The sequence below is a fragment of the Kerstersia sp. genome, assembly GCF_052103615.1.
Taxonomy (GTDB): domain Bacteria; phylum Pseudomonadota; class Gammaproteobacteria; order Burkholderiales; family Burkholderiaceae_B; genus Kerstersia.
In genome coordinates, this window is record NZ_JBQEKA010000005.1 from 65,254 (window position 1) to 82,666 (window position 17,413).

At 63.2% G+C, this 17,413-nt stretch carries 17 protein-coding genes; 3 read left to right on the forward strand and 14 right to left on the reverse strand.

Translation table 11 applies throughout. The features are described from left to right. Window positions 1-21: 21 nt before the first annotated feature. The 5 genes from ACTJGZ_RS02680 to ACTJGZ_RS02700 all read right to left on the reverse strand — a co-directional run bounded on the left by ACTJGZ_RS02680 (window position 22) and on the right by ACTJGZ_RS02700 (window position 6,414). A complete protein-coding gene (locus ACTJGZ_RS02680) occupies window positions 22-996 on the reverse strand; it encodes a 2-hydroxyacid dehydrogenase (RefSeq protein WP_441661415.1) in 975 nt (324 codons plus the stop codon). 74 nt (window positions 997-1,070) lie between these two features. Then, window positions 1,071-2,873: an ABC transporter ATP-binding protein gene (locus tag ACTJGZ_RS02685; protein WP_441661416.1), complete on the reverse strand. Its 1,803-nt coding sequence runs from the start codon at window positions 2,871-2,873 to the stop codon at window positions 1,071-1,073. 27 nt (window positions 2,874-2,900) lie between these two features. Then, the gene (locus ACTJGZ_RS02690; RefSeq protein WP_441661417.1) at window positions 2,901-3,740 is read right to left on the reverse strand and encodes an ABC transporter permease; all 840 of its coding nucleotides are present in this window, start codon (window positions 3,738-3,740) and stop codon (window positions 2,901-2,903) included. After that, window positions 3,737-4,732, reverse strand: a complete 996-nt coding sequence (locus ACTJGZ_RS02695) for an ABC transporter permease (RefSeq protein WP_441661418.1) — start codon at window positions 4,730-4,732, stop codon at window positions 3,737-3,739. Before ACTJGZ_RS02695 ends, ACTJGZ_RS02690 begins: the two co-directional genes overlap by 4 nt. A gap of 98 nt (window positions 4,733-4,830) precedes the next feature. Further along, complete coding sequence (locus ACTJGZ_RS02700; RefSeq protein ID WP_441661445.1) at window positions 4,831-6,414, reverse strand: ABC transporter substrate-binding protein; 1,584 nt, start codon at window positions 6,412-6,414, stop codon at window positions 4,831-4,833. Between the two features lie 313 nt (window positions 6,415-6,727). Here ACTJGZ_RS02700 and pdxR point away from each other — a divergent pair, with 313 nt between their 5' ends. Next, entirely contained in the window at window positions 6,728-8,239 is a 1,512-nt protein-coding gene (gene pdxR / locus ACTJGZ_RS02705; protein WP_441661419.1) for a MocR-like pyridoxine biosynthesis transcription factor PdxR, read from the forward strand. Window positions 8,240-8,323: 84 nt separating this feature from the next. Here the strand turns inward: pdxR and ACTJGZ_RS02710 are convergent, their stop codons facing one another. Next, on the reverse strand, window positions 8,324-9,205 hold the full coding sequence (locus ACTJGZ_RS02710) for an alpha/beta hydrolase (protein ID WP_441661420.1): 882 nt from the start codon (window positions 9,203-9,205) through the stop codon (window positions 8,324-8,326). Window positions 9,206-9,453: 248 nt separating this feature from the next. Then, window positions 9,454-10,323, reverse strand: a complete 870-nt coding sequence (locus ACTJGZ_RS02715) for an AraC family transcriptional regulator (RefSeq protein WP_441661421.1) — start codon at window positions 10,321-10,323, stop codon at window positions 9,454-9,456. 70 nt (window positions 10,324-10,393) lie between these two features. Here ACTJGZ_RS02715 and cutA point away from each other — a divergent pair, with 70 nt between their 5' ends. Both cutA and dsbD read left to right on the forward strand, forming a co-directional pair. Continuing rightward, window positions 10,394-10,762, forward strand: coding sequence for a divalent-cation tolerance protein CutA (gene cutA / locus ACTJGZ_RS02720; RefSeq protein ID WP_441661422.1), 369 nt, complete (start codon window positions 10,394-10,396; stop codon window positions 10,760-10,762). Next, entirely contained in the window at window positions 10,759-12,699 is a 1,941-nt protein-coding gene (gene dsbD, locus ACTJGZ_RS02725; protein ID WP_441661423.1) for a protein-disulfide reductase DsbD, read from the forward strand. The genes cutA and dsbD overlap by 4 nt, the downstream gene beginning before the upstream one ends. A 59-nt stretch (window positions 12,700-12,758) precedes the next feature. Here the strand turns inward: dsbD and ACTJGZ_RS02730 are convergent, their stop codons facing one another. From ACTJGZ_RS02730 to infA, 7 genes are all read right to left on the reverse strand, one after another. Then, window positions 12,759-13,385: a LysE family translocator gene (locus ACTJGZ_RS02730; RefSeq protein WP_441661424.1), complete on the reverse strand. Its 627-nt coding sequence runs from the start codon at window positions 13,383-13,385 to the stop codon at window positions 12,759-12,761. Between the two features lie 268 nt (window positions 13,386-13,653). Next, window positions 13,654-14,049: a 50S ribosomal protein L17 gene (gene rplQ, locus ACTJGZ_RS02735; protein WP_441661425.1), complete on the reverse strand. Its 396-nt coding sequence runs from the start codon at window positions 14,047-14,049 to the stop codon at window positions 13,654-13,656. Between the two features lie 279 nt (window positions 14,050-14,328). Beyond that, window positions 14,329-15,321, reverse strand: a complete 993-nt coding sequence (locus ACTJGZ_RS02740; RefSeq protein ID WP_441661426.1) for a DNA-directed RNA polymerase subunit alpha — start codon at window positions 15,319-15,321, stop codon at window positions 14,329-14,331. A gap of 308 nt (window positions 15,322-15,629) precedes the next feature. Next, on the reverse strand, window positions 15,630-16,253 hold the full coding sequence (rpsD, locus tag ACTJGZ_RS02745; RefSeq protein WP_441661427.1) for a 30S ribosomal protein S4: 624 nt from the start codon (window positions 16,251-16,253) through the stop codon (window positions 15,630-15,632). Window positions 16,254-16,262: 9 nt separating this feature from the next. After that, the gene (rpsK, locus tag ACTJGZ_RS02750) at window positions 16,263-16,664 is read right to left on the reverse strand and encodes a 30S ribosomal protein S11 (protein WP_415834546.1); all 402 of its coding nucleotides are present in this window, start codon (window positions 16,662-16,664) and stop codon (window positions 16,263-16,265) included. Window positions 16,665-16,679: 15 nt separating this feature from the next. Beyond that, a complete protein-coding gene (rpsM, locus tag ACTJGZ_RS02755) occupies window positions 16,680-17,045 on the reverse strand; it encodes a 30S ribosomal protein S13 (protein ID WP_068375374.1) in 366 nt (121 codons plus the stop codon). A gap of 77 nt (window positions 17,046-17,122) precedes the next feature. Next, complete coding sequence (infA, locus tag ACTJGZ_RS02760; RefSeq protein ID WP_161135466.1) at window positions 17,123-17,341, reverse strand: translation initiation factor IF-1; 219 nt, start codon at window positions 17,339-17,341, stop codon at window positions 17,123-17,125. Window positions 17,342-17,413: the final 72 nt, after the last annotated feature.

The window sequence follows — 17,413 nt, forward strand, 5'->3', positions numbered from 1 at the left end:
GAACATGCGAATCTCCGGTTCTCAATAGCCCAGCACCGGATCCACGGTATTGAGAAAATCCCGCCCGTCACGCAGCCGCGCCACGTTTTCCGCTACCTGGCTGATCACGGCTTCCCACGAGGCCATGGTGGCCATATGCGGCGTGACCACCACGCCCGGCATGCGCCAGAAAGGATGGTCCTCGGGCAAGGGTTCACGCGCGAACACATCCAGCACGGCGCCGCGCATATGGCCGCTGGCCAGGGCATCCGCCAAATCCTGCTCCACGAGATGCGCGCCGCGGCCGCAGTGAATCAGCGCCGCGCCTTGCGGCAAGGCGGCGAACAGGCGCCGGTCCAGAATGCCGCGCGTGCTGTCCGTCAGTGGCAGCAGGCACACCAGGATGTCGCAGCCCGACAGAAACTCGTCGAACTGCGCCGCGCCGCTGAAAGTCTGCACGCCGTCCAGGCTGCGCGGCGTGCGCGACCAGCCGCGCACGGCATAGCCCCGCTGCGCCAGGCCTTGCGCCACATGCCCGCCCATTTCGCCCAGCCCCATGATGCCCACCCGGCAACTTGAAGCATGCGTCTGCAACGGCCGCAACCACTGCGACTGACGCTGCTGGGCCAGCGCCAGGTCCAGGCTGCGGTGAAAATACAGGACACTCCACAGCACATACTGCAACATGCCTTCGGCCAGATCCGGATCCACCACCCGGCATACCGGCAGGCCGCGCAAATCCTGCCCGGCCACGACGTTATCCACCCCGGCGGCAATGCTGTGCACCAGTTTCAGCCTGGGCATGCCGGCATAGACATCGTCCGGCACATCCCAGCACACAGCCAGTTCCGCTTGCGTATGACGCGGGTCTGGCCACTCGACCACTTCCAGCGCGGGAATGGCCGCTTCCAGCTGCTGCTTGAGAAACGACAAATCGAAGGAGCGGCTCAACAAGGCAGCGGTCAGCGTGCCGGTCTCCTGCCCAACGCGGGGGGGTGCTTGCGTGCGTTCAATCATGGGTACGGCTTCCTCTTTCCGAATCAATCACGGCCGTCCGTCTCCAGGCCGGACGCCCTCGTGCTGGCTTGGCCTCACGCCACTGCGGGCGCGCTGCCGGTTTTCAATCGCTCGTCCATCAGGCGGCTATACCACTGCTGGCCCGGAATGGCGCGGACCAGGCGCTGGGTATAGGGGTCTGCCGGCGCATCGAAAATCTTTGCCGCCGGCCCATACTCCACGACCTTGCCTTTATGCATGACCGCCACGCGATGGCAAATTTGTGCCGCCACGCGTAAATCATGGGTGATGAAAATCATGGCGATATCCAGGCTGCGCTGCAAATCGGCCAGCAGGGCCAGCACCTGCTCCTGCACCGAAACATCCAGCGCCGATACCGACTCATCGGCCACCAGCAGGCGTGGCTCCAGCGCCAGCGCCCGGGCAATGCCGATACGCTGCCGCTGGCCCCCGGAAAACTGCCCCGGATGCCTGTCATACGCCGAAGCTTCCAGGCCGACCCGTTCCAGCAGCGCGCGGGCGCGCCGTTCCGCCTCGGCCTGCGGCACGCCATTGGCGCGCGGCCCATCGGTAATAATGCGTCCCACCGTATGCCGCGGGTTAAGCGATGCGAACGGATCCTGGAAAATCATCTGCACATCCTTGCGCAAGGGACGGAATTCCCGCTCGCTCATGCGTGTGATGTCCACACCGCCGAAATGGATGGCGCCGCCGTCCACGGACGTCAGGCGCAACAGGCACTTGCCTATCGTGGACTTGCCCGATCCGGACTCCCCGACGATGCCCAGCGTTTCGCCCCGGCGCACTTCCAGACTGACCTCATCGACCGCCACCACTTCGCGGCGGGTGCGCAGCAAGCGGCTGCCGCTGGCGTACACCTTGCGCAGGCGCTCCACCCGCATGACGCAATCGTCGGTTTTCTCCGGTAGCGCCGTTCCGCGCCGCCCCGGCACGGCGGCAATCAGCCGGCGCGTATAGGGGTGAGCTGGCGCTTCCAGCACCTGGGCCGCCGGCCCTTGCTCGACCAGCAGGCCACGCTCCATGACAGCCACCCGGTCCGCGATTTCCGCCACCACGCCAAAGTCATGGGTCACGAACACCACGCCCATGCCCTTCTCACGCTGGATGCGCTTGATCAGCGCCAGAATCTGCGCCTGCGTCGTCACATCCAGCGCCGTCGTCGGTTCATCGGCAATCAACAGGCCCGGCTCCAGCGCCAAAGCCATGGCGATCACAACCCGCTGGCGCTGGCCGCCAGACAGGCGGAAGGGATAAGCCTTATACAGCGTGGCAGGCTCAGGCAAGCCCACGAATTCCAGCAATTCCAGCACCCGCCGCACCCCTTGCGGGCCAGGATAGGCCTGGTGCACGCGCAGGACTTCCAGAATCTGATCGCCCACGCTCATTACCGGATTGAGCGCCGACAGCGGCTCCTGGAACACCATGGCGATTTCCCGGCCGCGCAGCTTGCGCATTTCCTCCTCGCCTGTTTGCAGCAGATCACGCCCGCGAAACAGAATGCGGCCTGCCTCCGGCTTCAGATAGTCAGGCAGCAGCCCCATGATGGCATTGGCGCTCATGGATTTGCCCGAACCGGACTCCCCGACCAGGCACAGGATTTCCCCGGCGCGCACGTCATAGGAGACATCCCTCACCGCATAGGGCCGGTCGCTGCCGCTGGACGGCAGCGCAATACTGAGGCCCTGCACCTGCAGCAAGGCGGCCTGCGGCGTCTCGGCCGCCACGCTGTCATGCGGGCCAGGCGCGGCAGCCGGCGCGTGGCTCCGCGCGGCGAAAAACTGCAGGTCGCGGCGTTCCGCGCCCCCCTGCATCTGCCGCAGCAAGCCCGCGTTTGCACTCGTATGGCTCGTATTCATCTTGTGTTTCCCCTTGGCTCGCACCGTTTACTCGCCGCGCCGGCGCAAATGCGGATTGAGCGCGTCATTGAGCCCCTCGCCGATCAGGTTGATGGCCAGCACTGTCATCAGAATTGCCACCCCAGGCGCAATACTCAGCCACCAGGATTGGCGGATCACACTGCGCGCCGCACCGATCATGAATCCCCAGCTCATCTGATTGCGGTCGCCCAGCCCCAGGAAGGACAGGGCCGCTTCCGTCAGAATGGCCGTGGCCACCATGAAAGACCCCATGACGATGATGGATGACATGGCATTGGGCAGGATCTGCGTCAGCACGATGCGGCTGGGGCGCTGGCCGATCACGACTGCCGCCTGTACGAACTCACGCTCGCGCAAGGCCATGAACTCCCCTCGCACCAGCCGCGCCACTGGCGGCCACGACACCAGCGCAATCGCCCCCACCACGGAATACAGCGAAGGGTTGAGAATGGCGACCACCAGCACGGCCATGACCAGTTGCGGAATGGTCTGGAAGAACTCGGTCACGGCCATCAAGGCATCGTCAATCAGACCGCCGGCGTAACCTGCCACCGCGCCCACCAGGACACCGACACTGAGCGCCACGGCAGTCGCAACCAGGCCGACCGTCAGCGACACGCGGGCGCCGTAAATCAATCCGGCCAGCACGTCACGCCCCAGCATATCCGTGCCCAGCGGATAGGCCATATCGGAAAACGGCAATTGCATGGGCCGCGCCACGATCATCCAGGGTGATTGCGGATACAGCGCCGGCCCCAGCAACGCGACCAATGCCACCAGCGCGAAAAACGCCAGTCCAGCCACCGCGCCGTAATTGCGCAGGTAATGTTTGCTCAGCGATTTCATGATTTCGCTCCGTTGGCGCCAATGCGCGGGTCCAGCACCCGATACACCAGATCCGCCATGAAGTTGAAGAACACCACCATGGCCGACGTCACCAGAAAACCGCCCAGCAACAATTGATAGTCACGCTGCAACAAGGCATCGAACATCAGCCTGCCCACACCAGGCCAGCCAAACACGGTTTCCGTCAGCACCGCGCCGCCAGCCAGCTGGCCCAGTTGCACGCCCGCAAACGTCACCACTGGCATCAATGCGTTGCGCATCACATGCACCCGCAGTACCCGGCCTGAGGGCACCCCCTTGGCGCGCGCCGTCTTGACGTAATCCATGCCCATCACTTCCAGCATGGACGCACGGATCAGCCGGGCATAGACCGCCATGAAAAATGCCGCCAGAGAACAGGCCGGCAAGACCAGATGGCGGCCAATGTCGAGCATTCTTTCCCAGCCGGTAAAACCGGCGGCAACCGTCTCCATGCCAAAGGCCGGGAACCAGCCCAGAATCACCGAAAACACGATCACGCTGAGCAAGGCCAGCCAGAACAGCGGCGTGGCATACAACAGCATCGCCGACGACATCACCAGGCTATCGACCCAGCGGTGACGGTTACGAAACCGCGAACGCGCCGCCAGCGCGCCAAGCGCCACGCCAGCCACGATGGAAATCACAAAGGCTGCCGCCATCAGCAGCAAGGTGGCGGGCAGACGCTCCATAATCAGGTCGAACACCGGGATATGGTTGCGGTAGGAATACCCCAGATCCAGTTGCACCGCGCCCTTCAAATACACCCACAGTTGCGTCAGCAAAGGCTGATCCAGCCCGAATTGCGCGCGCAGCGCTTCGACGAATGCCGGGTCGCTCGCCCCCGACTCGCCAGCCAGCACGGCGGCAGGATCGCCGGGCGCCATGCGGATCAGGAAAAAGTTGATGACGACCACGCCCAGCATCACCATCAGGGCTTTGAACAGCCGCGTCGTAAGGAAAGAAATAAACATCGGATACCTCTCGTCCAGTTGCCTGGCGCGGCCCCCGCGCCGCGCCAGTTAGCTGCCCATCCTGGCCGTGACAGCCGTCACGGCCATTGCTGCATGCGCTATTCGATGGAGACGGAGTCCAGCGATTCGGTCAGGCTGTGCCCCGAGCTCACCGGATTCTTCACGTTGGACTTGGAGATCGTGCCGAACTCGATATCCATCAGCCAGTTGTTCGCCACATCCCGCGCCAGGATTTTTTGCAGATCGCTGTAATACGCCGCCCGCTTGGCCGGATCCAATTCCTGGCCCGCCTTATCCCACAGCGCATCGGCTTCCGGGTTGCTGTAGCCCTGGTTATTGGCAAACGGGCTGCCCTTGGAAATATTGCGCGTCACATACAGGCGCTCCACCCCCAATGCCGGGTCGCCATATTGGTAAGGCAGGTTGAAGGTGATGTCGTAATCCCAATTGCTGACCTTGCTTGCCCAGGTACCGCCGTCACTGGCTTCGATGTCCACCTGGAAGCCGATTTGCTCCAGCATCTGCTTGGTGTATTCCAGCAAGCGGTCATAGTTGCCGCCCAGCGCCATATTGAGCAGCTTGACCGGCCGCGCGCCGACGTCCACACCCGACTCCTTGATCAAGGCACGCGCCTTGTCGAGGTCATACGGGTACTGCGGCAAATCCTTTTCGTAGAACAGTTCCGTCTTGGCGAACGGCCCTGTCGCCGGCCAGTTCAGGCCTTCGAAAATCACATCGACAATGAACTGCCGGTCCAGCGCATGCTGAATCGCCTGGCGTACCTTTACGTTATCGAAGGGGGGTTTACGCAGGTTCAGCTGCAAGTGATACGTCGGCGAAAACAGTTCCCAGCCCTTGGCGGTGTAGTCCACCCCATCCATGCCCTGCAAACGCTTGAGGTCGGACACTTCCAGATCGCCGCTGCGCAGCATCTGCACCGTGCCGTTCTCGAAGGCCACCACTCGCGAAGCGGCGTCCGGCATCATGTAGAACACCACGCCATCCAGATACGGCTGGCCTGGCTTCCAGTAATCCGGGTTGCGTTCCAGGCGCAGATAGGAACCGCGCTTCCATTCCTTGAAGCGGAACGGGCCGGTGCCGACCGGCTTCTGGTTTGCCGGATTGCGGGCAAAGTCCGTGCCCTCGTACAAGTGCTTGGGCATCATGGGCATGGTGCCGGACTCGAACATGTAGATGAACGGCGGGAACGGCTTCTTCAGCTTGATTTCGACCGTGTTCGGATCCTTGGCCGTCACGGATTCAAGATAGTTCTTCAGCACCAAACCGGTGCGCACATGCACCGCGGGCAGCAATGTGCCAATGGTGAAGACCGCGTCATCGGCGGTAAATGGCTGGCCATCGTGCCATTTCACCCCTTCCTGCAACTCGAATACATAGGTCAGGCCATCGTCGGAAACCGTCCAGGATTTGGCCAGCTCGGGACGCGGCTTCAAATCGCCATCGTAGGTCAGCAGGCCCTGGAATACCTTGCTGCCCATGTATTGCGCCGCCACCATGGAATTCATGGCCGTCACGATGGAAGGCGGCTCGGGGTTGGCAACCAGCCCCAGCGTGCCGCCACGCGTCTGGGCCTGTGCTGCCGTGCCCGCCATCATCATGGGCAACAGGGCCAGCGCCACGCCGCACACAAATTTCCGAGGAAAGGAATTAAGGTTTTTCATCATGGTCTCATCGTCCATAAATGACAACACTGTTGAAATGCGGGGCATGCCCATCATCGTGACTGGCAGCACCGCGCCACCATTCGGACTAGCCGGGGGCTACCCGAATGAAGGCCTCGCCTGGCTCCGCCCCGCAGGGAGGGCAGCGCGCCGGCAGGGCCGTCCGCGGCATCTATCCGTCGCACGCTGTTATGAAACAGTACGCGCCACGTGGACCACTAAAAAGCGCCACTTCAGGCTTTCTTCGTGGTACCACTTGGCATGATTCTTGCTAGGGTTTTCCCTGTCACCCTGATTTTTCGACGTCGCTATCGTGCTGCTATCCGACTACCTGCTGCAGTACCTGGATTACGACAAACTGTCGCCGCGAGGTCCGCTTAACCGGCAGATCTACGATCTGCTGCGCCAAGCCATCCTGAAAGGCATGTGGCCGCCCGATATGCGCATGCCCTCCACGCGCGCGCTGGCCGACGAACTCAAGCTATCGCGCAATACCGTGCTGCATGCTTTTGAGCAGTTGCTGGCCGAGGGCTACCTGATCAGCCGGCCCGGCAGCGGCACCTACCTGTCCGATACACTGCCCGGCCATGTGCCCGACCGCCTGCTGGTCGCAGGCGAAGTTCAGCCCGCGCCCGACCCAGGCTTATCCCGGCGCGGTTTGCTGGTGCTGAAAGATGCCGCCATTGTGGAAAGCCCCTCCGGCGCCTTCGCGCTGGGCGTCTCGGATACCGACCACTTTCCCCATGCGGCCTGGGCCAGGATGATCGGCCGCCACTGGCGCTATTGCCGCCGCGAACGCCTGAACTATGCCCACCATGGCGGTTATTACCCTTTGCGGCAGGCCGTGGCCGAACACTTGCGGCTGTCACGCTCGGTCAATTGCACGCCTGAGCAGGTCATCATCACCACCAGCATCCAGCAGTCCATTGCGCTGGTCAGCCAGATGCTGGCCGATACCGGCGACCGCGTCTGGGTCGAAGAACCTGGCTACCGCCCCGCGCGCAGCCTGTTGCAGGCCCAGGGATTGGAGCTAGTCCCGGTTCCGGTGGACGCCGAAGGGCTGACCTTGCAAGGCGAGCTGATGCTGCACCCGCCGCGCCTGATCTACGTCACGCCTTCGCACCAGTTTCCGCTGGGCATGGTGATGAGCCTGGCGCGCCGCCGCCGGCTGCTGGAGTATGTGCGCCAGCATGACGCCTGGGTGCTGGAGGACGACTACGACAGCGAATTCCGCTTTGAAGGCCGGGTGCTGGCCTCGCTGCAAGGCCTTGATGAGCATGGCCGGGTGATCTACATGGGGTCGCTGTCCAAAACACTGTTCCCCGGCATACGCACCGGCTATGTGGTCTTGCCCGAAGCCATTGCCGCCCAGTGCGCCGACGGCTATGCCGAACTGTTCCGTGACGGGCAACTGGTGCAGCAGGCCGCCCTGGCGGAATTCATTTCCCAGGGCATGTATGCCGCTCACATCCGCCGCATGCGCCAGCTCTATGCGCGCAAGCAGACCCTGCTGCGCGCCGCCATCGCCAAACGGCTGGGCAGCGGCTGGCCGGTATCGGCCCACGAGGCCGGTCTGCATCTGGTGCTGCACCTGCCGCCAGACAGCCCGCCAGACACCGATCAGGACATCGTCCTGCTGGCGCGGCGCCAGGGGCTGGTCGCCCGCGCCCTGTCCTCGCACTACGCGGGCAGTTCAATCCCCAGCCAGGGCCTGCTGCTGGGCTATGCGGGCGTGCAGGAAAACCAGATCGTGCCCGCCTTCGAGCGGCTGGCGCAAATCATCGAACAGGCGCTCTCGGCCCGGCGGGAAACGGCACCGGCCTGATATGGCCGCCTGGGTGACAACCCAGCGGCAAGCAAGCGTGCCGCCCTGGCTGCCGTCCAGGCGGCCGCCAGGATTCCTGCCTCTTCAGGCAGCCTGAATCATGGCCGCGAACTCGCGGAACAATGGCTGCGCCGGGTCGCACCAGCGGTCTATCATGTCGAAGTGGTGGCCATCCGGCTGCGGCACGACCGTCACCGCCACACCGCGCTCCTGGCATGCCTGGGCATAGGTCTCCTGCTGCCGCTGGAACTCAGGCGATTCATCTCCGCCCACCGACAAAATCAGCGGCAGCCCCGTCTGCGGCAAGCGGTACAGCGGACTATTGCGGTGCGCCTGCGCCACGTCCAGCCCCACCACCGCATTGAGAAAGCAGCGCCGGATAGGCTCCAGCTCATAAATGCCGCTCAGCGCGCAACCGCCACGCACGATATCCTCGCGCACACCCAGCGCGGCCCAATCCGTCGCCATCAAGGTGGCTACCAGATGGCCGCCCGCCGAACTGCCGGCAATATAGATCCGGTCGCGCGCGATGCCCAAAGCCTGCGCCTGCCCATCCAGCCAGGCCACGCTGGCGCGCAGATCATCAACGATGTGATCCATATTCACGGCAGGCGCCAAGCGGTAATTCACCAGGGCGACATGGCAACCCAGCGCCTGATAGGCCGCCGCGGTATAGCCGAAGGCCGATTTATCCTGGGAACGCCAGTAGCCGCCATGAATAAACACCACCACCGGCGCCAGCGCCGCGCCGCAAGAAAAGAAGTCGATTTCCTGTAGCGCAAACGCCCCGTAGCGCAGCACCTGCAAACGCCCTTCGCGGCGCGCCTGGCTGCGTGCCGCCTCGCTATCCGCATCCCAGCGCGCGAAGATTTCCTTGTAGCCGGGAATCATCCCCAGAATGTTGTACTGCACATCCAGCGCGGCCTGATCGTAAGTCCCGTAAACGGGATGGTTAGCTCGTTCCAAGATCTTTCCCCTGCAAGCAATAAAAAAACGCCAGCCTCCGGTCAGGCCGGACGGCATGCGGCCCGCGGGCGGCAGCGCCTCTGGCTGCTGCGCGCCCTCGCAGCTATCTTGCGCGTGCTGTCCGCCATCATCTATCGCATAGACGCCATTCACTCTCTGTTTCACGCCATCCGGTCCATGCCATCACGCCCGCCCCGCCGCCCGGCCCATGACTGCGCCGCCTGCCGCCGCCAGCCCCGCTGAGATGGTTACGGCTGCGCGCCACCGGCCCGGCATGCGGCATACGCCGACGGGCTCACCCCGACTTGCCGCAAAAACATGGCGCCAAAAGCACTGGCCGAGGCATAACCCAAATCCAAGGCCACTGCGCCTACTGTCCGGCCAGCCGCCAAACGCTCCAGCGCCGCCAGCAATAGCAATTGCTGCCGCCAGGCGCGGTAGCTCAGCCCGGTTTCACGCGGGAAAAGACGCGTCAGCGTCCGCTGGCTGATGCCAGCCAGGCCGGTCCAGTGCGACATCGGCAAACGGCTGCCGGGATCTCGCAGCAGGGTTTCACACACCCGGCGCAAACGTCTGTCCACCGGCATGGGCAAGCGCAAGGCCAAGGCCGGTTGGCGCTGAATATCATGGACGGTCAGCGCGCTCAGCAAAGCGGCACGCCCCTCATCCGGCGGCGCCTGTGCCATATCCAGCACCGCGGCAGTCAACTCGCGCAACAATGGCGGCACCGCCAGCAGGCGGCAGGCAGGCAGCGCGGCCTGCCCCCATAATTCCGGGGCGATATACAGGCTGCGCACCCGCGCCGGGCCGAAATACCGGTTGTCATGCGTCAGCCCGGCAGGCATCAGCAAAGCATGGTGCTGCGGCACCAGCCATTGCTCCTTGCCCACCCTGACCGAAAGCGCCCCTTCCAGCACCTGCAGGAACTGTATCCGCGCATGGCTGTGCGGCATGCCTTGCGCGGCATGGGAAAAGACTGCTTCCAGGCCGACCAGCCGGCTGGCCTGACCTTCCAGCCCGCGCACATGATTCAGCACACGCTGCGCGGCCTGCGCATCGGCATCCAGCGCCACTGACGCGACCGCCATGACAGCCTCCGGCACGACTTTCCTCTGCATGCTTGCTCCCTCTGTCCTGCCGCCAGCGGCTAAACTCACACAAAGCGCCCTCCAGCCATACGGACCTGCCATGACGATTGTCCCATCCGACTGCGAAATCCTGCTCAGCACTTTCCCTGACCCCGCCCTGGCTCAAGCCGCCGCCGATGAACTCGTGCAGCAAGGCCTGGCTGCCTGCGTGCAGATCGGCGCAGCCGTGCAATCCACCTATCTCTGGGAAGGCAAACTGGAGCATGCCACGGAATATCCGCTGCACGCCAAGATTGCGCGCGCGCAACGGGCAGCGGCCATGGCCGCCATACAGCGCCGCCACCCCTACGCCGTCCCGGAAATCATCTGCCTGCCCATCAGCACCGGCCTGCCGGCCTATCTGGACTGGGTCAGCGCATCCGGCATGCCCACCGCAAGCGCCCCTTCCCCTGACCGCTCGCAGCCATGAAGCGCCACACTCAGCGCGGCCTGGCTGGCCTGGCCCTGTTGCTGGCCATGGCCCTGCTGCTTTGCCTGCCCCAGGGCAGCGTGCTGCACGCTCAGCCCATATCCGCCCTGCCTGGCAAACCCCTGCCTGGTTTCTTGTCCGGCAAACCTGCGCTGCTGCCTGAAGCCGAAGCCTTTGCGCTTCAAGCCGACACCGATGGCCAGCAACTGCTGCTGCGCTACACCATTGCGCCAGGCTACTACCTGTACCGCGAAAAACTGGCCTGGCATTGGCTGGCCCAAGGCGCCGCGCAACGCATCACGGCGGACCTCCCGGCTGGCAGTTCCGTCTTCGACACGACCTTCCAGCGCGACATGGAGGTTTACCGCGGCCAGCTCGAATTCGCGCTGCCCATTCCTGCCCTGCCCAGCCAGCCCTCTTTGGCGCTTATCGTCGATAGCCAGGGTTGCGCGGAAGACCGCTTATGCTATCCGCCGCTGCGCCAGCGCCTGCAACTGGATGCCGACGGCCAGGGCGGCTACCGCCTGACCGGCATTGACATCGAAGAGGATGCCCTGGCCCCGCTGGATGCCGCCGCTGGCGCCAACCCGGCAGGCGCGGCATTCCTCCCTGAGGCCGCTCCGGGCAACACCTTCCTGCCCGGCGGCGACCTGGATATCGCACAGCGCCTGGGCGCGGCCCAGGGCCAACTCTGGCTGCAACTGCTGAGCTTTTTCGGCCTGGGTCTCCTGCTGGCCCTGACGCCATGCGTGCTGCCCATGCTGCCGATTGTGTCGGCCATGCTGCTCTCCTCGCCCGCCGGCAGCCTGACCCGAGGGCGCGGGCTGGCGCTGGCCGCTGCCTATGTCGGCGGCATGTCGCTGATCTATACCGCCATGGGGATTCTGGCGGGCGCAACAGGCGCCGCGCTCTCCAGCTGGCTGCAAATGCCCTGGCTGATCGGCCTCTTCGCCGCCGCGCTGGCGTTGTTGGCCCTGGCGCAGTTCGATGTCTTCACCTTCCAGCTGCCCGGCGCATTGCAAGGCCGTCTGGGACGCATCGGCCAAGGCGGCATTGCCAATAGCCTCCCGCGTGCCGGGCTGCTTGGCGGGGTCTCCGCCCTGGTCATAGGTCCTTGCGTGGCGGCACCGCTAGCTGGCGCGCTGCTGTATCTTTCCCAAAGCGGCGATATCACTGGCGCCGGGCTATCGCTGTTCGTCATGGCCTGGGGCATGGGTCTGCCCCTGCTGCTGCTCGGCCTGCTGGCTGGCCGCTGGCGGCCCCGGCCCGGGGCATGGATGGAAAAAGTCCGGCAACTGACTGGCCTGCTGCTGCTGGGAACAGCCTGGTGGCTGGCAGGCACGCTGCTGCCGGGCGCGCTGACCCTGGCTGGCTGGGCCGCGCTGGCCTGCTTTACTGCGGTCTGGCTGGGCGCCTTCGAGCCCTTGGAACGTCCTATCCGGCCCGGCCCTGCTGCGCTCAAGAGCGCCGCCCTACTGCTGGCCGGCCTCGCGCTCATCTGGCTATTCGGCGCTGCCAGCGGCGGCCGTGATCCCCTTGCCCCCCTAGCGGCCTGGCAGCGCCCCGCGGCGCAACAAGATACCGCGCTGAGCTTCCAGCACATCCAGAGCGCCGCTGAGCTGGATGCCGCCCTGAAGGCCAGCAGCCGCCCGGTCATGCTGGATGTCTATGCCGATTGGTGCGCCATTTGCCACGAAATGGAGCGCGACACGCTCTCAGCGCCCGCCGTGCAGGCGAACCTGAGCCAATTCACGCTGCTGCGCCTGGACGTGACCCGCGCCAGCGCGGCAGACCGTGCCCTGATGAAACAGCTGCGCATTTTTGGCCCGCCGGCCATGCTGTTCTATGACGCTGGCGGACAACCCAGAGAAGAGGCCCGGGTCATCGGCTACATGGGCCCGCAGGACTTTCTGGCCCTATTGGCGCGGATGCGCTGAACTGGCTGTGCCCTTGCAACCTCAACGGTGCCGGGCCTGCCAGAGGCCGGCACTCAGGCTCAGGAACGCGAAAACAGCAAACCCAGCCCGGCCGTTCCCAGGAACAGGCCGCAGCATTTGTTGAAGCGCCCCATATTGCGCGGTGTCTTGAGCCACCCGCCCAGGTACACCCCCATGAAAGCGTACAGCGCGATGGAGCCCCACTCCAGCACCAGGAACACACCGCCCAGCATCAGCAGTTGTTCGGCGACCGGCTCGGTGTGATCCACAAACTGCGGCAGCAAGGCGCCGAAAATCAGGATGGCCTTGGGATTACTGATCGCCACCATGAATTCGGTACGCATCAATTGGAACAGCGACTCATGCGGCACCGAAGCGCCGATATCCGGGTCAAAACCGCCAACCTTGGCTCGCCAGAGCTTGATGGCGATATACAGCAAATAGGCGGCGCCCACGAATTTCACCGCCAGAAAAAATGACGCCGATGCCGCCAGCAAAGCCGCCAGTCCAAGCGCCGACAGGACGATCAGAATGGCAAAGGCTGCCTCGCGCCCCAGGCCCGCAGCCACAGCCTTGCGAAAACCGTGGCAGGCGCCATTGTGTACGCTGAGCAGATTATTCGGCCCCGGCACCAGATTCAAGGCGAAGCAGGTGGGAACAAAAAACAGCAGGCTGGTGAGCGTCATTTCCTATCCTATCGGCCAAGCTGCCAGCGGGCACAGCGGCAGCCAAAACGGCGAAATCCCCGCCCGGCGAAACGCCGGCCTTCAAGGCGACAGCGTGCCCCCGGACGGGGAATACGATATAAGTATGAACCCTGCTTCGGCTTTTGGCGAGACCAGCGTGTGTTGTGCCCAACGCCTGCAGGCCGCCAGACAAATTGCCAGGCAAAAATAAAGGCGGCGGCCGTCAGAAACGGCCGCCGCCTGGCATCAGCCTAAGCTGATGTCCGTCTTATTCCTGATCTGCAGCTTGCTCGGCAGCGTCCACTTCAGGACGATCCACCATTTCCATGAACGCCATCGGGGCGTTGTCGCCCTGACGGAAGCCCATCTTCAGCACACGGGTGTAGCCGCCATTGCGGGCAGCGTAGCGCGGGCCGACGACTTCAAACAGCTTGACCACGGCGTCGCGATCACGCAGACGGGCGAAAGCCAGGCGCTTGTTGGCCAGGGTGGGGTTCTTGCCCAGCGTGATCAGCGGCTCGATAACGCGACGCAGTTCCTTGGCTTTCGGCAAGGTGGTCTTGATCGCTTCGTGCGTGATCAGCGAGACAGCCATGTTGCGGAACATGGCAAGGCGGTGACTGCTGGTGCGGTTCAGCTTACGCAGGCCGTGACGGTGACGCATGGTATTTCCTTTGAATCTTGAATAAACGGTGCCTAAGCACCTGGTGAATCGGCTCTTCTATCACCCCTGATGGGGCGCGGTCCGATGGAACAATTGGCATGCAAGATGCCGGTACTGCCATAACACCCGGAAGACTGGCTTCCGGCCAGGGACGAAAAAAATGCCCTGGTACGGCAGGCCGGGGAGTACATCTGCCCCGGCTGCCGCGCCGTCATGCAAAAGCACGGCGGCTAAACCAGAAAAGGCTCGGCATGAAACATGCCAGAGCCTTTTTAATACTTAGGGGCGCTCGAGGCCCAGGGGCGGCCAGTTTTCCAGCTTCATGCCCAGAGTCAGGCCGCGTGCGGCCAGCACTTCCTTGATTTCGTTGAGCGACTTGCGGCCCAGGTTCGGGGTCTTCAGCAGCTCGTTTTCGGTGCGCTGGATCAGGTCGCCGATGTAGTAGATGTTTTCGGCCTTCAAGCAGTTGGCCGAACGCACCGTCAGCTCCAGATCGTCCACCGGACGCAGCAGGACCGGGTCGATCTGCGGCGCGCCAGCGCGGCTGGGCTGCTCGTAAGCGGATTCGCCCGGGCCTTCCAGGGCGGCGAACACGGAAATCTGGTCCATCAGGATGCGGGCGGATTGACGCACGGCTTCCTCAGGCGTGATCACACCGTTGGTTTCGATGTCCAGCACCAGCTTGTCCAGGTCGGTACGCTGCTCGACGCGGGCGTTCTCGACAGCGTAGCTCACACGGCGCACCGGGCTGAACGAAGCGTCCAGAACGATACGGCCGATGGATTGCGAACGGTCATCAGCCAGGGCGCGCACGTTGCCGGGCACATAGCCGCGGCCTTGCTCGACCTTGATCTGCATTTCCAGCTTGGCGTTGTCGCTCAGGTGAGCCAGCACGTGATCCGGGTTGATGATCTCAACGTCGTGCGGCAACTCGATGTCACGCGCGTAAACGTCGCCGGCGCCTTGCTTGCGCAGGGTCAGCGTTACTTCTTCGCGGCTGTGCAGCTTGAATACCACACCCTTCAGGTTCAGGATCAGGTCAACCACGTCTTCCTGAACGCCCGGCAGCGTAGAGTATTCATGCACCACACCGGTGATTTGCACTTCGGTGGGCGCGTAGCCGGTCATGGAGGACAGCAGAATGCGGCGCAGCGCATTGCCCAGCGTGTGGCCGTAGCCGCGCTCGAAGGGCTCCATGATGATTTTGGCATGGGTTGCGCTGAGCGTTTCGACTTCAATCGCACGCGGCTTCAGAAAACCTTGGACAGACATGAATGTTCCTTGATCAATACCCTCGGCTCGTTACACCGATAAGGCTGACGGAAAAGAGAAATAAATCGGACCACAAGCAGGCGCTGCCAAAAGCACTGCCTCTGAGAGACACGCCCCACGGAGCAGTTATTCCGGGGCGGCGGCTATCCTTGCGGATAGCGCAGTGACTGCCTGTTGCATGAATGCTGCGCCCGCCGAAACCCGGGCAACACACATGCAACAGGCAGCCGGATGCTAAACGCACACGGCTGCCAGACAAGCATCGAAGTATAGCGCACCGCCATCGAAATAGCGGTGCCCAGACTCGATTAACGCGAGTAAAGTTCCACGACCATGGATTCGTTGATGTCGCGAGCGACGTCAGCGCGATCCGGGGCGGACTTGAAGGTGCCAACCAGCTTGGTGGCATCCACTTCGACCCACTGGGGCATGCCTTGGCTGGCGGCCAGATCCAGGGCTTCCTTGATGCGAGCCTGGCCCTTGGCCTTTTCGCGCACGCCGATCACGTCACCTGCCTTGATGAGCATGGACGGGATGTCAGCCGTGTGGCCGTTCAGTTCGATAGCGCGGTGAGCCACCAGCTGGCGGGCTTCAGCGCGCGTGGAACCGAAGCCCATGCGGTAAACGACGTTGTCCAGACGCGATTCCAGCAGCTGGATCAGGATTTCGCCGGTGTTGCCACGACGGCGCTCGGCTTCTTCAAAGTACTTGCGGAACTGTTTTTCCAGAACGCCGTACATGCGCTTGAGCTTTTGCTTTTCACGCAGTTGCAGACCGTAGTCGGACGTGCGCGCACCGGAGGTACGGCCGTGCTGACCGGGCTTGGAATCCAGCTTGCACTTGGATTCCAGCGAACGGCGGGCGCTCTTCAGAAACAGATCGGTACCCTCGCGACGCGAGAGCTTGCACTTGGGGCCAATGTAACGTGCCATGGTTTTCCCTTAAATACGACGGCGCTTGGGCGGACGGCAGCCGTTGTGCGGCACCGGCGTGATGTCAGCAATGCTGGAGATCTTGATGCCCAGCGCATTCAGCGCGCGCACCGAAGATTCGCGGCCGGGACCAGGTCCCTTGATGCGGACTTCCAGCGTCTTGATGCCGTATTCGATCGCCACGCGACCGGCGCTCTCGGCAGCAACCTGTGCCGCGAACGGGGTCGATTTACGCGAACCCTTGAAACCTGCGCCACCGGAGGTAGCCCAGGCCAGAGCATTGCCCTGACGGTCCGTGATCGTGATGATCGTGTTGTTGAAAGAAGCGTGAACGTGGGCGATACCGTCCGATACGTTCTTCTTGACCTTTTTACGGACGCGTGAGGCGCCGCTCGACGAAGCTTTGGCCATGATGTCTATCCTTGATTATTTCTTCAGAGACGCTGCGGCGCGACGCGGACCCTTACGGGTACGAGCGTTCGTGCGAGTGCGCTGACCGCGCACCGGCAGGCCGCGCTTGTGACGCATGCCGCGATAGGTACCCAGGTCGATGAGGCGCTTAATAGACAGCTGCACTTCGCGACGCAGGTCACCTTCGACCGTGAAGACACCGACGTGTTCGCGGATGCGCTCCAACTCAGCGTCGGTGAGATCCTTGACCTTCTTTTCGACGGGTACGCCTGCAGCTTCGCAAATCTTGCGAGCGCGGGTACGACCAATGCCGTAGATGGCGGTCAGGCCGATCTCGGCGTGTTGTTGCGGCGGAATATTGATGCCAGCAATACGGGCCATGACTGTTCCTTGAATAAATCCGTTGCTAATGACCGGCTAAGCCGATCTGAATCCTGTTTCCCTGTACCCCGACCGGATCACTTGGACCGGAATACGATCCTGGCACGTGACAGGTCATAGGGCGTGAGCTCCACTGTGACCTTGTCACCCGGCAAGATCCGGATGTAATGCATACGCATCTTGCCGGAAATATGGCCAAGTACTATATGGCCGTTTTCCAGCTTGACGCGGAAAGTTGCGTTGGGGAGGTTTTCAACAACCTCGCCCTGCATCTGAATGACATCGTCCTTTGCCATTTTCTGCTACCACTCTACTAGCGCAAGGGTCGGTTCCCGCCCTTGACGTTTGCCTTCTTGAGCAGAGAGTCA

Bases quoted from the DNA above. Each gene is read 5' to 3' on its own strand.
- ACTJGZ_RS02680 (WP_441661415.1), bottom strand. From the start codon at position 996: ATGATTGAACGCACGCAAGCACCCCCCCGCGTTGGGCAGGAGACCGGC.
- ACTJGZ_RS02685 (WP_441661416.1), bottom strand. From the start codon at position 2,873: ATGAATACGAGCCATACGAGTGCAAACGCGGGCTTGCTGCGGCAGATG.
- ACTJGZ_RS02690 (WP_441661417.1), bottom strand. From the start codon at position 3,740: ATGAAATCGCTGAGCAAACATTACCTGCGCAATTACGGCGCGGTGGCT.
- ACTJGZ_RS02695 (WP_441661418.1), bottom strand. From the start codon at position 4,732: ATGTTTATTTCTTTCCTTACGACGCGGCTGTTCAAAGCCCTGATGGTG.
- ACTJGZ_RS02700 (WP_441661445.1), bottom strand. From the start codon at position 6,414: ATGAAAAACCTTAATTCCTTTCCTCGGAAATTTGTGTGCGGCGTGGCG.
- ACTJGZ_RS02715 (WP_441661421.1), bottom strand. From the start codon at position 10,323: ATGCAGAGGAAAGTCGTGCCGGAGGCTGTCATGGCGGTCGCGTCAGTG.
- cutA (WP_441661422.1), top strand. From the start codon at position 10,394: ATGACGATTGTCCCATCCGACTGCGAAATCCTGCTCAGCACTTTCCCT.
- dsbD (WP_441661423.1), top strand. From the start codon at position 10,759: ATGAAGCGCCACACTCAGCGCGGCCTGGCTGGCCTGGCCCTGTTGCTG.
- ACTJGZ_RS02730 (WP_441661424.1), bottom strand. From the start codon at position 13,385: ATGACGCTCACCAGCCTGCTGTTTTTTGTTCCCACCTGCTTCGCCTTG.
- rplQ (WP_441661425.1), bottom strand. From the start codon at position 14,049: ATGCGTCACCGTCACGGCCTGCGTAAGCTGAACCGCACCAGCAGTCAC.
- ACTJGZ_RS02740 (WP_441661426.1), bottom strand. From the start codon at position 15,321: ATGTCTGTCCAAGGTTTTCTGAAGCCGCGTGCGATTGAAGTCGAAACG.
- rpsD (WP_441661427.1), bottom strand. From the start codon at position 16,253: ATGGCACGTTACATTGGCCCCAAGTGCAAGCTCTCGCGTCGCGAGGGT.
- rpsK (WP_415834546.1), bottom strand. From the start codon at position 16,664: ATGGCCAAAGCTTCGTCGAGCGGCGCCTCACGCGTCCGTAAAAAGGTC.
- rpsM (WP_068375374.1), bottom strand. From the start codon at position 17,045: ATGGCCCGTATTGCTGGCATCAATATTCCGCCGCAACAACACGCCGAG.
- infA (WP_161135466.1), bottom strand. From the start codon at position 17,341: ATGGCAAAGGACGATGTCATTCAGATGCAGGGCGAGGTTGTTGAAAAC.